The following is a 13,423-nucleotide window of genomic DNA, read 5'->3' on the forward strand; positions in this document are numbered from 1 at the left end:
AGGCAAGGAATAAACCCTCGCCTCTTGTTGTTATTCATCTAAATTATCTAAGTCTTCATCTGCTATATTTTCTAGAACATCATCTAACCACGCATCTACATTATCGTCAATTAAATCATCTGCTTCATCATCACTCGTATCAAATTTTGCAGCCTTTGATTGAATCTTTCGAAATTCTGCCTGTATTTCTTCTACTTTTTCCCTTAGCTCTCTTTCCTTCTTTTCTGTTTCAACAATATAAGCATCTATCTCATAATGAAACTTTTCCATTCTTTCTAATAATTCATCTACGCCACAACCATTTTTAGCCTGCTCAATAAAACTTCCAAATGAATTATTGATCTTTTCTAGCTTAATTAACCCCATAAAGCTCCTCCCCTTCTTTGAATAAAATATGTTTAATAATATTCTATCATAAATTATTTCATTGTATAAAAAAATAGACTCTGCTCAAACGAACAGAGTCTAAAATACCGCTAATCCACTCTACCAAGTAGATAGAGACAATTTTTAGTACCATCACTAACTATTCGTGAATAGCACTTTAATCCACTCAAACCACAAGGGTAACTTCAATCCACACTGCCCAAGATACTTATCCTAACACAGACACCTTAAGCAGAGACATTTTCTTACTTTAATTTTACCACATATTTCAAGCACTTTAAACAAAACGACTGCCCAAACAGGAGCAGTCGTTTTTACCCTTACAGAATAATCATTTTAAACAATCAATAATGTCTCTTACATTTTTTCAAATTTAGATTTTGGCACGCCGCAAGTAGGGCATTCCCAATCATCAGGCAAGTCGGCAAAAGCTACACCTTCAGCCGCTTCATCATACACATAACCGCAAACCGAGCAAACATATTTGTCTTTCATACGTCATTCCTCCTTTAGGAATAAAAAACATCAGCCACTTGGCTTATATCTTTCGGTAGTTACAACTCACCCATAATCTCTTTAGCAATGACATATCCTTGCGTATAGTTATGGCCTAAGTTAAGACCAAATACATCCAGTGGATAGTCTGTACTGCCATAGAAATGACCAGCTAAATTGCCTGCCGCATAAAGACCTTCAATCGGTTTATCGTCGTCATCAACGACTTGCATTCGTTCGTTAACTACCATACCGGAGCACGAAACGGTGAATCGAATGTGACGATGAATGCCATAGAACGGTGGTTTGAGCACCGGACATAAGTTTTCTTTAGCCACGCCGAACTCTACATCGCGTCCGTCCACAGCCATTTCGTTGTATCGTTTGACCATTGCCAAAAAGGCCGGTACATCTTTAATTTTTAACTTATTAGCGGCCAATTCTTCCAAGGTATCCGCTTTAAATGTAGCAACAAGCCCCGGTACAACGCCGGTATGCTCTACGTCTTCTTCCGGCATCCATTTTTTAATGGATTCGAAATCTTCGTAGCCGAGCCCCAAACGTTTGGCCTGTTCAATATAATCGCTGTCAAAAATCTGACAATAATGACCTTCGTCTTCTTTGCTCGTCAAGTAGCAGTTCATAAGGTCCATGCCCAAAGCTTCGTCACAGAAACGCTTGCCGTTCAATTTAACGCGTAAATATGGCGAATCCATCATGGATGCCGGACCCGCATCCATATCATGGGCCATCTTAGTGTGTCCCACATTTTCCATGCGACCGCCGACCCAGGCAATCATCTTGTGACCGTCACCGTCATAACCGAAACGTTTACGTTTCAAATTATCCATATCCGGCATATAATAATGCATCATTTCATCATTATTCGCATAGTCACCGGTAGCCAATACTACGCCCTTCGAGCCGTTAAGTTGAATGTAGCCGTCCGGCGATTTGGCAATAACACCGATAACACGACCCGTTTCGTCTTGCACCAGCTGTTCGCCCGGTGTGCCGTAGTAAATATCGATACCACGTTCTTCGGCCAATTTACAAAGTGCTTTCATACCTTGCCCCGTATTATAAGGTTTCGGACCGAATACACAGGTCGTAAATTCAATCTTAAAGCCATGTTTTTTCAAAAGTGCCGTATGTACCGGCGTCCCCATGTCTTTAACCTGAGTCCGGCCAATTTGGCCTGTTCAATCACCCAGCTCACGGCTTCGCCGGAGTGATTAGCCCACATTTCAATAAGGCCGCGTTTCGCACGATGGTCTGCTGAAGCTTCCAGCAAAGTAACGAGACGTACTACATCATAAGGATCACTCTTGTCCAGTAACACACCGGCTCCAAAGTTACCGCCCGCCATGGCGGATTTCAATTTTTGCACAATGGCAACTTTCGCCCCCAGTTCAGCTGCCTTTAACGCACAAGGCACACCCGGTGAACCTGCACCCACTACGACGATATCATACTGCTTAACGTCCTTGATATCCGTAATAGGATCGGGCTTTTTAAAGAAAGCTAACTGTTCGTTCATACACATTACATTTTTTCATCAGAAAAAATGTAATACAAAAACAAACGTCAAATCAATCTCTACGTTTACCTCTATTGCACGCTTTATATTTACAAATATCAAATTGAAAAAGACATTACATTATTTTACTGCATTACTGTTCAACAGCATCATATGCCAAGCCGGCATTCCAAATCACCGGGGACTCCCAAGTTTCTAACTCTTTATCTTGGATTTTTACCGCCATAATCATAGACTTTGCCAACACATCGGTAGGCATCGGTTTTTTATCTTCAAAAAGGCCCTTTTCATTTAAGAACTTCAACAGACCTACGCTGATGCTTTCCGCCATGCGGTCTGTATGCTTACGTTCTAAAGCCGGTGGTCGCATTATAGTTGTTTTCGCAAAATGTAGTCCCTTAACAGCCTCTTCCAATTCCCCTTTCATGCGGGTATAGAAAAAGTGCGAATTAGGCGATGCGAGCATTGTCGAAAGCAAGACATAGTGTGGCACTTCATTCTTTTTGGCAGCCTTGGCAAACTGCATTTGATAGTAAAAATCCACCAACCACTGTTGTTCCTGACTGCCCGCATCTTTACGGGTCGTCCCGAGACAAGCAAATAATACATCGCCCGTCACGGATTTTGCCCACATTTCCGGATTGTCAAAATCGATAATATGAGTAATCAACTTTTCATGGATAATTTCCGGATCACGACGCACAAAAATCTCAACAGAATCAAACATTGGATTTGCCAATACCAAATCTAATAAATCGCGGCCTGTCGCCCCGGTTGCCCCCACAATAATAGCCTTCATACAGCCTCCTCATCTACAAACATGTGCAATTACACATTATGCACTATCTATATGTGATACATCATGCCATACACAATCTATACATGATATACCACATTCCATATACCGACACAAGCTTTATTACGTAAAAAAACTCAAATATTTTGCCGGTTCATTATTTTCATCAATAATAATTGATATCTTTTATCATTTTAATCCATCTAATTATATCGATATTATGTTATAATCAATTATAACGTATTTATATTCAATAGTACATTTTATTAATCATTGAAATTTTGAATAAATGAACGAAAAAAGGAGGATTCTCTATGTTTCCGGACAAATTCTTTGAAGTATTAAAACACGAAGGTGTGATTTCCATTACGACTTGGAGTGATAATGAAGCTCATGTAACCAACACTTGGAATTCCTATTTAAAAATTAAGGACGACACAATCTTAATTCCGGCTGCCGGCATGAATTCCACTGAAGCTGACGTTGCCAAAAACAATCGCGTTATCGTAACCATGGGTGCTCGTGAAGTAGAAGGCTTCAACGGCTACCAAGGTACCGGTTTCCGCGTAGAAGGTACAGCCAGCTTCATCAGCGAAGGTCCTATTTATGATGAAATGTATGCTGAATTCCCATTCTTAAAACGCGTTTTGGCTGTAAAAGCTGAAATGGCAAAACAATTATTATAATTCCAATTTAATACATATATTTGCATTACTGTATATATAACTCCATGTATATAACTCCATGTATATAAATGTATGCATATACTATCTAAGCCCACTCCGGTGGGCTTTTTTCATGCAATCATTCACGAAATAATATAGGATACTTATTCAAAAAAACATCGACACTTCGAATAAATTCGATGTATTATATATTAGTCCCTTGATGGACTATTAATATTTCAGACTAAATGGAAGATATACTAATTTGTTAATTAAAATTTACTGAATATAAAAATGATGGAGTGTTTAATGAAGCAAACAATACATGAACAAATCGCTATGTACTGTAACTTACTGAACGAATGGCAAGTAGCCTATGAAGCCTATGCTAAATCTATGGGTCTATCGAATACGGCGTTGGATATATTGACTACAATTTATGAAAATCCAAATTGTACCCAGAAAGAAATTGCAGACAGTATTTTTTACCAAAGCAAACTGTAAATGCTGTTGTAACTACTTTTTTAAAAAACGGCTGGGTTAAGTTGGAAGAAGTACCGGAGGATCGCCGCAATAAAATGGTCTACCTTACTGATGAAGGGCTCTCCAAAGCTCGTGAAATCATGGACCGAATTCACAGTTGTGAAATATCTGCCATGAAACAATTAACTCCGGAAGAAAGGGAGACCTTACTTACGTTAACTAAGACATACATTCAAAGTTACAGTCAAGCAATGGCTGATAGTTTAGAATAACCGACGAACAGCATTTGCAATGTTAAACAACTATTACTCGTTGAGAAAAGAGAGGAATTCATATGACAATGTGGTTAATACTTTTTGGCAGCCTGTTTCTTCTGGGGCTCGCCGAGATTTTGCGTGTCCTGGCTATGAAGTTTGATTTAGCTACAATTTCCCGCTCCGCAGCTGCTCTTGTGGGCGTGCTCGTTACTGTAGTATACCTCGGTGTAGGTTGGTATCAGGCTCATCATGTAGCTCAAACCGAATACACTGTTACCACTGATAAAAAAGTCGGTAATTTACGCGTAGCCTTCTTTGGTGACTCCCACTTAGGTTCCACCTTCGATGCAGACGGTTTAGCCGAGCATTTGAAAACTATTGAAAAAGCTAAGCCGGATTTACTTGTCATCGCCGGTGACTTCGTAGATGAACGAACCACTAAAGCAGAAATGATTAAAGCCGCTCAGGCTTTGGGCGATGTAAATACCCCATACGGTGTTTATTATGTATTCGGCAACCATGATAAAGCCCTCTATCAGCCTGGCATTCGTGATTTTAGCGGCGATGATTTAGTAGCCGAACTCGAAAAAAACGGTGTAATTGTACTTCAAGATGAAAGCATCTTACTGGACGACCGTTTCTATCTCGTTGGTCGCCAAGACGCCTCTCAAGAATTTGACTTTGGCGGATCTCGCGCCTCTATTGCCGATCTAATGGCACCACTCGATCACAGCAAATATACTATCGTACTCGACCATCAGCCGCGCGATTATGCAGCCGAAGCCAAAGCCGGTGCCGATCTCGTATTATCCGGCCATACCCATGGCGGTCAAATGATTCCACTCATGCAAATCATTCAGTGGTTTGGCATTGGGCAGAATGACCGTCTTTATGGTATTGAAAAACGTGACAATACGAACTTTATCGTAACCTCCGGCATTTCCGAGTGAGCCATTCAATTCAAAACCGGTACCAAGTCCGAATATGTAATCGTTGATGTAAAAGAACAGTAATTGAAAGATTAATAAAGAATAAAAATATAGTAAGTAGTAAAAATGGCTACCATGAAAATGCATAATCCGCATCTTCATGGCAGCCTTTTATTTTTGTACATCCGAAATTCATGGAGCTCAAAATTTCAACCTTTTTCTTCTACATTCTTGACGTTTCTTCTAAAATCCGCTAAAATAACTAAGTAGTCATGCCGGCATAGCTCAGTTGGTAGAGCGGCTCATTCGTAATGAGTAGGTCGTAGGTTCAAGTCCTATTGTCGGCTCCAAACCATTTTTGAATTAAGAGGAATATTTCAAACTGCTGATAGCACCAGTAAACGTAAGGCTTTATGCCTTTACACAGCATTTTGAAATATTCCTCTTTTCTTTAATTTTGTCCTCATTTTTTGTCCATTATTTTTGCCCCCTTACGTATAAAACAAAAAGGGGATAAAATAACATTACGATTCAAGCTGTCTTTTTCTATAATTTTCCTTAAAATCGGCAACAGAAATCCAGCCATTAATTTCAAACAAGCTGTCTTCTACCTCGATGAATTTCATAAATCGTTTTTTCTGTATTTCTTTATATTCTTCTGATTCTATCTGCTTCATAATCTAACCTTCTAATTAACGGACGCCATATCATTTCCTTACGCAAACAAACAGCAAGGAAGAATATGGCGTCTTTTTTATTTTCCTATTCTATTTTTACTGAACTCATAAAAAATCACTTTATTTTTTACCAGCCTCGGCCGGCACCACCGCCACCGCCGGAGCCGCCGCCAAAACCACCGCCGCGACCGCTGCCGCCGCCGAACCCGCCACGACCTCCGCCGCCACCGCCGCGGAAGATGAACATGGTGAGCAACATGCGTGTCAGTTCACCGCGAAAGAGTGTCATATCAATCAATAGGAATATAATAATCCCGCCACCGATGAGCAATATCTGCCACCAAGACAACTCAATCGTGTTATCATCCTGCGTCTGTTGTGGATTCTGATTCTTTTTACCGATGTCCGGATATATGATTTGAGCCGTTTGCCATACAGTTCTCACTATGCCCGCTCCATATTCTCCCTGACGAAAGCTCGGTATGGCATAGGTGTCCAATAATTGACCGATTTTGGCATCATTTAAATCGCCTTCCAAGCCATAACCTACGGTGAGAAATATCTTCTTATCTTCCGTAGCTACAGCCAGCACAAAACCATCATCTTTACCGCTGTGACCTACGCCCCAACCACGCAATACATTAAGGGCATAATCTGATGGTGCCGCATCACCGAAGCTTGGCACTACGACGACCGCCAACTGCCCTTTACCGGAACGATCAAGCTGTGTGCCGATGGCATTGATAGTTTGTATCTCTTTCGTCGACAATACTTTGGACTGATCGACTACATACTGGCCGGCCGGCGGTTTAGCCGGTATATCGGCTGCCTGAACTACCAACGCATTCAAAGCGACAATGGCCGTGACCATTAGCATCATGATGATTCTCAAAATGCTGTTTTTACGCATTATCCTCGTCATCACGTCCTCCTAACCTGCCGTTTTTCATACAATCGCTTGTCCTTTTACTAAAGAATTTTTCAAAACATTCTCGATAAAAGTACATTAGAATTGTACTTTAGGTGCAGCTTGTGCACTCTGGTCAGCCTGGAAATAAGGTTTCTGTTGGAAGCCTAACATGCCGGCATACAAGGATGTAGGGAAAGTACGAACCTTGGAGTTATACACATTAACTTCGTCATTGTAGTCTTTGCGAGCTACAGCAATACGGTTTTCAGTACCGGCTAATTCATCCTGCAAAGCACGGAAGTTCTGATCCGCTTTTAGGTTCGGATAGTTTTCCGTAATCATAAGCAAACGACTCAAAGCACTGGATAACTCACCGTCAGCCTGAGACATTTCTTCTACCGTACGAGCACCGCCCAATTTGGCACGGGCATCAGATACAGCTTGAATAGCAGCCTGTTCATGGGAAGCATAGCCTTTAACAGTGCTTACCAAGTTTGGAATCAAATCATTACGACGCTGTAACTGTGTTTGAACCTGCGCCAATTTATTATTAACACCTTCATCCATGCCTACCAAGCCGTTATAGCCGCTTACCACCCAAGCGCCAAAAACTATTACAACAGCAATCAAAATGAACCAAGATTTTTTCATTAGTATCCTCCTCATAATAAAAAAGTCTGCACCTGACCCAATCCATGGGCCGCGCAGACATACATACATTAACTTATAAAAAGTCATTTTTCCAAAGGAATATGCCTACAATCAATGAAAGTACCACAGAAATACCGATTACCAACGGGAAACCTTCGGCTCCCATTTCTGCAAACGGCACAGGTACGTTAACGCCCCATAGGCTGAAAATCAATGTCGGTACTGATAAGATAATCGTTACACCGGCCAAGAATTTCATAACTAAGTTCAAGTTATTGGAAATAATAGATGTAAAAGCGTTCATCATATTCATGAGAATATTCGAATACATTTCAACCATTTCAATAGCCTGTTTATTTTCGATAATAACGTCTTCCAATAAATCTTCGTCTTCTTCATACATTTTAAGCAAATGACGGACATCTTCATGACTACGAAGGCGCAAGATACGCTCCATTACCGTACCGTTTGTTTTCAAAGCGGAGGTAAAATATGTCATGGATTTCTGTAACTCTAAGAGTTGGAAGAAGTCTTTATTTTTGGTCGTATGGCGCAATTGAATTTCAATGTCGTCTGTACGGCGGTTGATTTGTTGCAAGTAACGCAGGAACAATGTAGCCGTGCGATACATGATTTGGAACAAAAAGCGTGTTTTTTTAAAGGTATAAAACGTCGCAACTTGATTATTTAAAAACGGATATAGCACATCCGATTCTTCAAGACACACGGTGATGAAGAAATCCGGTGTCAAAAATATACCGAGCGGCACTGTGTCGTAACTGTCACTGCCACGCAAGGCCGGAATATTGATAACAACAAAAATATAATTTTCTTCAATTTCCACGTGCGAACGTTCTTCCATATCTAATGCCGTTTTCAAAACGTCCGTAGGGATTTCCGTCATGATATTGACGAGCGATAGCTCATCGGGGTCAGGATTCACCAAATTAATCCACGAACCCTTGCCCGCATCGGCTACTGTTAAGTCCGATACAAGCTCGCCTTCTTCATGTATATATACCGTGAGCATACGCCACCTCCCATTCATTAGCTTATACTTCATCATATCCAACATCTAAGAGGTTCGTCAAGTCTATAAACGCGTAATTTAGAAGAAAAAATCGCTCTTGATAGAAATAGACGATTTTGTCTTTTCCCAAGAGCGATTTTGCCATACGAGGCGTTCATTTCAGTTTTTCAGCAGAATTTGAAAACTTTATCATTTTTGATGCATACTATACATCCCTGCCCCCTGTAACCAGCCAATCATTATTTTTTGTACAAAATGCGGATGGAGTTCAAAATACATAAAATGGATACACCCGTGTCGGCAAATACGGCCACCCACATGTTGGCATAACCGAAGAGGCCCATAATCATAACCAGGATTTTTACACCTAAGGCTACAACAACGTTTTGCCAAGCGATGGCAATCGTACTGTTTGCAATACCGATAGATTCAACTACAGAACTGATGCTCGGGCGCATATATACTACATCGGCTGCTTCAATTGCCGCATCGGCACCGCTACCCATGGCACCGCCCACATCGGCACCGGCCAATACAGGCGCATCATTGATGCCGTCACCGACGAACATGGTGGAACCGTACTGTTCACGAAGTTCTTTCATAACACTTAATTTATCTACCGGTAATAATTCGGCACGAACGGCTTCAACACCGGCTTCTTTAGCCATATATTCAGCACCGGCTTTGGTATCACCGGTAAGCATAATCGTATGTAAACCGCGTTTAGCAAGTTCTGCTACAGCAGATTTGGTATCTTTTTTCAAAGCATCGGCAATCAAGATTGTGCCTGCATATTGACCGTCGAGAGCCACTAAAACTTCACTGCCGTAGCTTGCCGGTTCACCATAACCTGTAATTTGTAATTCATTGAATAAGCGGCGATTACCAACAGCTACTTTGACACCGTTTACAACGCCGGTCATACCGCGACCGGATAATTCTTCGAGTTCAGCCACTTCAGCAAGTGTTACATTACGTTTTTTAGCTTCGTTAGCAATACTTACGGCTACCGGATGCGTAGAACGCACTTCCAAAGCAGCAGCTTTAGCCAACACATCGTTTTCATCAAAACCTTGAACTGTCGCAATAGATTGTACCGCGAATTCACCGGTGGTCAAAGTACCTGTTTTATCCATAGCGATGGCTTTAATATTGCGCAAAGCTTCCATGGATAAACCACCTTTGAAAAGAATACCTGCACGGGAACCGCGACCGATACCGGAGAAGAAAGCGAGCGGTACGCTAAGCACCAAGGCACATGGACAGCTGATTACCAAGAAAGTTAAGGCTGTGTACACCCAGTAATTCCAGTTGCCTGTAATTAAAGAAGGAATTACGGCTACCAAAACAGCCAACACAACTACGATTGGTGTATACACACGCGCGAATCGAGTAATAAAACGGTCGATACGTGGTTTAGTGGCTGCTGCATTTTCAACGGCATCCAATACACGCGTAACCATGGAATCTTTTAATTCTTTATCGACGCGCATCAAAATGCGGCCGCTTTGATTAATACAACCGGATAAAATTTCACTGCCCGGTTTTGCTTGAACCGGCACCGGTTCACCTGTTACAGGCGCGGTGTCAATTCGAGTGGTACCTTCGATTACAGTACCGTCAAGCGGAATACGTTCGCCGGCGATGACTTCGATGGTCTGACCGATGCGCACTTCTTCGGGGCTTACGACTCTAGAATTACCGTTTTCATCTACTACGCGAACTTGTTCCGGACGCATATCAACGGCATCCATAATAGCACTGCGGCTACGAGCCGTTGCTTTTTCTTCAAAATAGGTACCGATACGATAGAAGAGCATAACGCCTACCGCTTCCGGCATTTCACCGATAATTACGGCCCCCAAGGTAGCCACACTCATAAGGAAGTTTTCATCAAAAATCTGACCGGAACCGATATTTTTAATCGCATTCCATAAAACGCCCCACCCGAGCAATAAATAGGTGGCAATAAGCACTCCGAATTCAATCTCTTCCGGAATACCATCTACAAAAGCATGCACGAGCATTACAACGATACCGATGATAATGCTTACGAGCCCACCGCCGTGAGCATGGTCGTGGTCATGATGATCATGAGCACCTTTAGCCTTACGTTCGTAAAGCTGTACGTCAACACCAGCTTCAATGGAATCACAAATTCCCTGAATTTCGGTAATCAAATCATTGGTGTCAGGCACCGTCGATGTGATTCGAAGTTGTTGTGTCCCTACGGAAAACGAAGCCTGACTGACTGTTTCCAACTTCTTAATCTTGTCTTCGATTTTAGCGGCACAATTCGCACATGTTAAATTTTTGAGTAATAAAATGCGTTCCATTGCTGTCTCCTTATATCTTTACAGACTAAATTAATGTTAATCCCTTTGTATACGTTGCTCATCGGTCAAAGAATTCGCCTTCTTTTAAGCATCATATATCGCTCTAAATACGTCTTTTATATCGCCTTATTATTATTCGACACAACATATGAACAACTATTCATATGTTTCTATAATTTAATTATAGAGTCTTTGGAATCGCTTGTCAATATAAAAATAGAAGACTATAACTATTAGATATATTCAGTAATTAATACTGAAAAATATGCATAGGCACTTATTTTACTCATTATCTCTAAAAACAAAAAACACAGCTTAAAAAGCCGTGTTTTAACGTGTAACCACTTTTGTTGGAATGCAGTGTTATGTTACATTATACAGCTGAGCAACCTCGCCCTTACGGTCGAGCGAGGCTCTCAGTTATATACTATTATTAGTTTAATTCGGATATTGCTATTCGCTTATCCGACTAATGCAATTAGTCTTCTTGACGATAAGGTTCTTGACCGATTTTGTAGAAGTCATTACCTTCGCTGTCGATAACAACGATGCAAGGGAAATCTTCAACAGTCAATTCAGCCAAAGCTTCAGGACCTAAGTCACCGTAAGCAATAACTTTATAGTCTTTAATGGATTTAGCAATCAAGGAAGCGGCGCCACCAACTGCTGCGAAGTAAGTTACACCATTTTTCTTCATGGATTCAACTACTTCTTTAGAGCGGGAACCTTTACCTACCATGCCTTTAATACCCTGATCGATCATTGTTGGGGTGTAAGCGTCCATACGACCGGAAGTTGTAGGGCCGGCTGCACCGATTGGGTCGCCTGGTTTTGCAGGGGATGGTCCAAGATAGTAAACGATTTTGTCGTGCCAATCGATAGGAAGTTCTTCGCCACGTGCTAAAGCTTCAGTCATAACTTTATGAGCAGCGTCACGAGCACTGTAAATTTTACCGGTAATTAATACGCTATCGCCGGCTCTTAATGTTCTGGACACTTCTTCAGTTAAAGGTGTCGTAATATGAATAGTTTTTGATTCAGCCATTGTTATCTTCCTCCCCTTGAATTAAATGATTTCTTCGGCATGACGGCTTGCATGGCAGCAAATTGTCACGGCTACAGGAAGACCGGCAATATGGGTAGCGGCCCATTCGATGTTAACTGCTAATGCTGTAGTGGTACCACCAAGCTGAGGTCCGATACCGGTTTTGTTGATCATTTCCAACAATTCTTCTTCTAATTTAGCATATTCAGGCATATCGTTGCGTTTTTTAGTGGAACGAAGCAATGCTTTTTTGGAAAGTAAAGCTGCATAGTCCATAGTACCGCCGATACCTACACCAAGAACCATTGGAGGGCATGGGTTAGGACCTGCTTTTTTAACGATTTCCATAACTGCATTTTTAACGCCTTCAACGCCGTCTGCAGGCACCAACATTTTTACGCCGGATTTATTTTCGGAACCGAAACCTTTAAGTTCCATGTCGATTTTAACTTTGTCGCCCGGTACGATGCTTGTATAGATGATACAAGGAGTGTTGTTACCGGTGTTTTTACGGTTAAATAAAGGTTCTGCCACTACGGATTTACGTAAATAACCTTCTACATAACCTTTAGCAACGCCGTCTTGAATAGCCTGCTGTAAGTCCCCACCTTCGAAATGAACGTCCTGACCTACTTCCAAGAATACGATAGTGTAACCGGTATCCTGGCAGATAGGGCGATCTTCTTCACGAGCGATTTCAGCATTTTTAATGATTTGGTCTAATACAACACAACCAACCGGAGATTTTTCTGTTTCACGACCGGCTTTTAAACCTTCATATACGTCTTGTGGTAAATAGTAAGCCGCATTTTTACACATTTGGGCTACTGTTTCCGTCACTTTTGCTACGTCGATAGTACGCAAAGTAATCCCTCCTCAACTTAAAACGAGATTTTCTGATGACTTAATCATAGCACACATCAAGAGTGCTTTCAAACGCAGTCTATGCAGTTTAATCAAGTATTTATGTATAATGAGAACTATTCACAAAATCTTAAAAATTACGATGATTATAACACTTCAGTGACATTCGATATAGATAAAGTACACTTGTTTTGTCATATTCAGGTATTAATATGCATAGAATATACATTTAATAACGGTCGAAAATTCCCATCCGCATAAACATTAGTCTTTTATATACCCCCTCTTACACTCTATTGCATAAACCTCTATATTTTTGTGTTAAGCACATTCGTTTTTTCTGTACACACCCATAATT

General features: G+C 41.2%; 16 protein-coding genes and 1 tRNA gene. 5 read left to right on the plus strand and 12 right to left on the minus strand.

Translation table 11 applies throughout. The features are described 5' to 3' along the window. Nucleotides 1–30: 30 nt before the first annotated feature. The 5 genes from EO126_RS06590 to EO126_RS06610 all read right to left on the minus strand — a co-directional run bounded on the left by EO126_RS06590 (nucleotide 31) and on the right by EO126_RS06610 (nucleotide 3,221). Entirely contained in the window at nucleotides 31–366 is a 336-nt protein-coding gene (locus EO126_RS06590; RefSeq protein WP_127008085.1) for a hypothetical protein, read from the minus strand. A 378-nt stretch (nucleotides 367–744) separates the two neighbouring features. Then, nucleotides 745–882 (minus strand): rubredoxin, encoded by a 138-nt coding sequence (locus EO126_RS06595; RefSeq protein WP_006555930.1) that lies wholly within the window; start codon nucleotides 880–882, stop codon nucleotides 745–747. Between the two features lie 59 nt (nucleotides 883–941). Then, nucleotides 942–2,051 (minus strand): FAD-binding protein, encoded by a 1,110-nt coding sequence (locus EO126_RS06600; RefSeq protein ID WP_127008087.1) that lies wholly within the window; start codon nucleotides 2,049–2,051, stop codon nucleotides 942–944. Continuing rightward, a complete protein-coding gene (locus EO126_RS11055; protein ID WP_006555927.1) occupies nucleotides 2,021–2,422 on the minus strand; it encodes an FAD-binding protein in 402 nt (133 codons plus the stop codon). Before EO126_RS11055 ends, EO126_RS06600 begins: the two co-directional genes overlap by 31 nt. Nucleotides 2,423–2,555: 133 nt before the next feature. Beyond that, nucleotides 2,556–3,221, minus strand: coding sequence for an NAD(P)H-binding protein (locus EO126_RS06610; protein ID WP_006555926.1), 666 nt, complete (start codon nucleotides 3,219–3,221; stop codon nucleotides 2,556–2,558). 311 nt (nucleotides 3,222–3,532) lie between these two features. On the opposite strand from EO126_RS06610, the gene EO126_RS06615 reads away from it, so the two are divergent. From EO126_RS06615 to EO126_RS06635, 5 genes are all read left to right on the plus strand, one after another. Further along, nucleotides 3,533–3,904 (plus strand): pyridoxamine 5'-phosphate oxidase family protein, encoded by a 372-nt coding sequence (locus tag EO126_RS06615; RefSeq protein WP_006555925.1) that lies wholly within the window; start codon nucleotides 3,533–3,535, stop codon nucleotides 3,902–3,904. A 288-nt stretch (nucleotides 3,905–4,192) separates the two neighbouring features. Next, complete coding sequence (locus tag EO126_RS06620; RefSeq protein ID WP_006555924.1) at nucleotides 4,193–4,387, plus strand: winged helix-turn-helix transcriptional regulator; 195 nt, start codon at nucleotides 4,193–4,195, stop codon at nucleotides 4,385–4,387. Between the two features lie 41 nt (nucleotides 4,388–4,428). Then, nucleotides 4,429–4,638: a hypothetical protein gene (locus EO126_RS06625; protein WP_127008091.1), complete on the plus strand. Its 210-nt coding sequence runs from the start codon at nucleotides 4,429–4,431 to the stop codon at nucleotides 4,636–4,638. A 62-nt stretch (nucleotides 4,639–4,700) separates the two neighbouring features. Then, nucleotides 4,701–5,573 (plus strand): metallophosphoesterase, encoded by an 873-nt coding sequence (locus EO126_RS06630; RefSeq protein WP_127008093.1) that lies wholly within the window; start codon nucleotides 4,701–4,703, stop codon nucleotides 5,571–5,573. Nucleotides 5,574–5,826: 253 nt separating this feature from the next. After that, nucleotides 5,827–5,902: transfer RNA gene (locus tag EO126_RS06635), tRNA-Thr, on the plus strand. 174 nt (nucleotides 5,903–6,076) lie between these two features. Here the strand turns inward: EO126_RS06635 and EO126_RS10730 are convergent. The 7 genes from EO126_RS10730 to EO126_RS06665 form a co-directional block, all read right to left on the minus strand. After that, nucleotides 6,077–6,229 carry a hypothetical protein gene (locus EO126_RS10730; protein ID WP_006555921.1) on the minus strand — a complete coding sequence of 51 codons (153 nt, stop codon included), beginning with the start codon at nucleotides 6,227–6,229 and terminating at the stop codon, nucleotides 6,077–6,079. A gap of 127 nt (nucleotides 6,230–6,356) precedes the next feature. Continuing rightward, on the minus strand, nucleotides 6,357–7,151 hold the full coding sequence (locus EO126_RS06640) for a TPM domain-containing protein (RefSeq protein WP_006555920.1): 795 nt from the start codon (nucleotides 7,149–7,151) through the stop codon (nucleotides 6,357–6,359). Between the two features lie 84 nt (nucleotides 7,152–7,235). Further along, nucleotides 7,236–7,790, minus strand: a complete 555-nt coding sequence (locus EO126_RS06645; protein ID WP_006555919.1) for a LemA family protein — start codon at nucleotides 7,788–7,790, stop codon at nucleotides 7,236–7,238. A gap of 73 nt (nucleotides 7,791–7,863) precedes the next feature. Further along, the gene (locus tag EO126_RS06650) at nucleotides 7,864–8,820 is read right to left on the minus strand and encodes a magnesium transporter CorA family protein (RefSeq protein ID WP_006555918.1); all 957 of its coding nucleotides are present in this window, start codon (nucleotides 8,818–8,820) and stop codon (nucleotides 7,864–7,866) included. 239 nt (nucleotides 8,821–9,059) lie between these two features. Beyond that, a complete protein-coding gene (locus EO126_RS06655) occupies nucleotides 9,060–11,156 on the minus strand; it encodes a heavy metal translocating P-type ATPase (protein WP_127008095.1) in 2,097 nt (698 codons plus the stop codon). 478 nt (nucleotides 11,157–11,634) lie between these two features. Beyond that, nucleotides 11,635–12,201: a Fe-S-containing hydro-lyase gene (locus EO126_RS06660; RefSeq protein ID WP_127008097.1), complete on the minus strand. Its 567-nt coding sequence runs from the start codon at nucleotides 12,199–12,201 to the stop codon at nucleotides 11,635–11,637. A gap of 21 nt (nucleotides 12,202–12,222) precedes the next feature. Next, nucleotides 12,223–13,065: a fumarate hydratase gene (locus EO126_RS06665; RefSeq protein WP_127008099.1), complete on the minus strand. Its 843-nt coding sequence runs from the start codon at nucleotides 13,063–13,065 to the stop codon at nucleotides 12,223–12,225. Nucleotides 13,066–13,423: the final 358 nt, after the last annotated feature.

The sequence above is a fragment of the Veillonella seminalis genome (assembly GCF_003992065.1).
In the GTDB taxonomy this organism is placed as follows: Bacteria; Bacillota; Negativicutes; order Veillonellales; family Veillonellaceae; genus Veillonella_A; species Veillonella_A seminalis.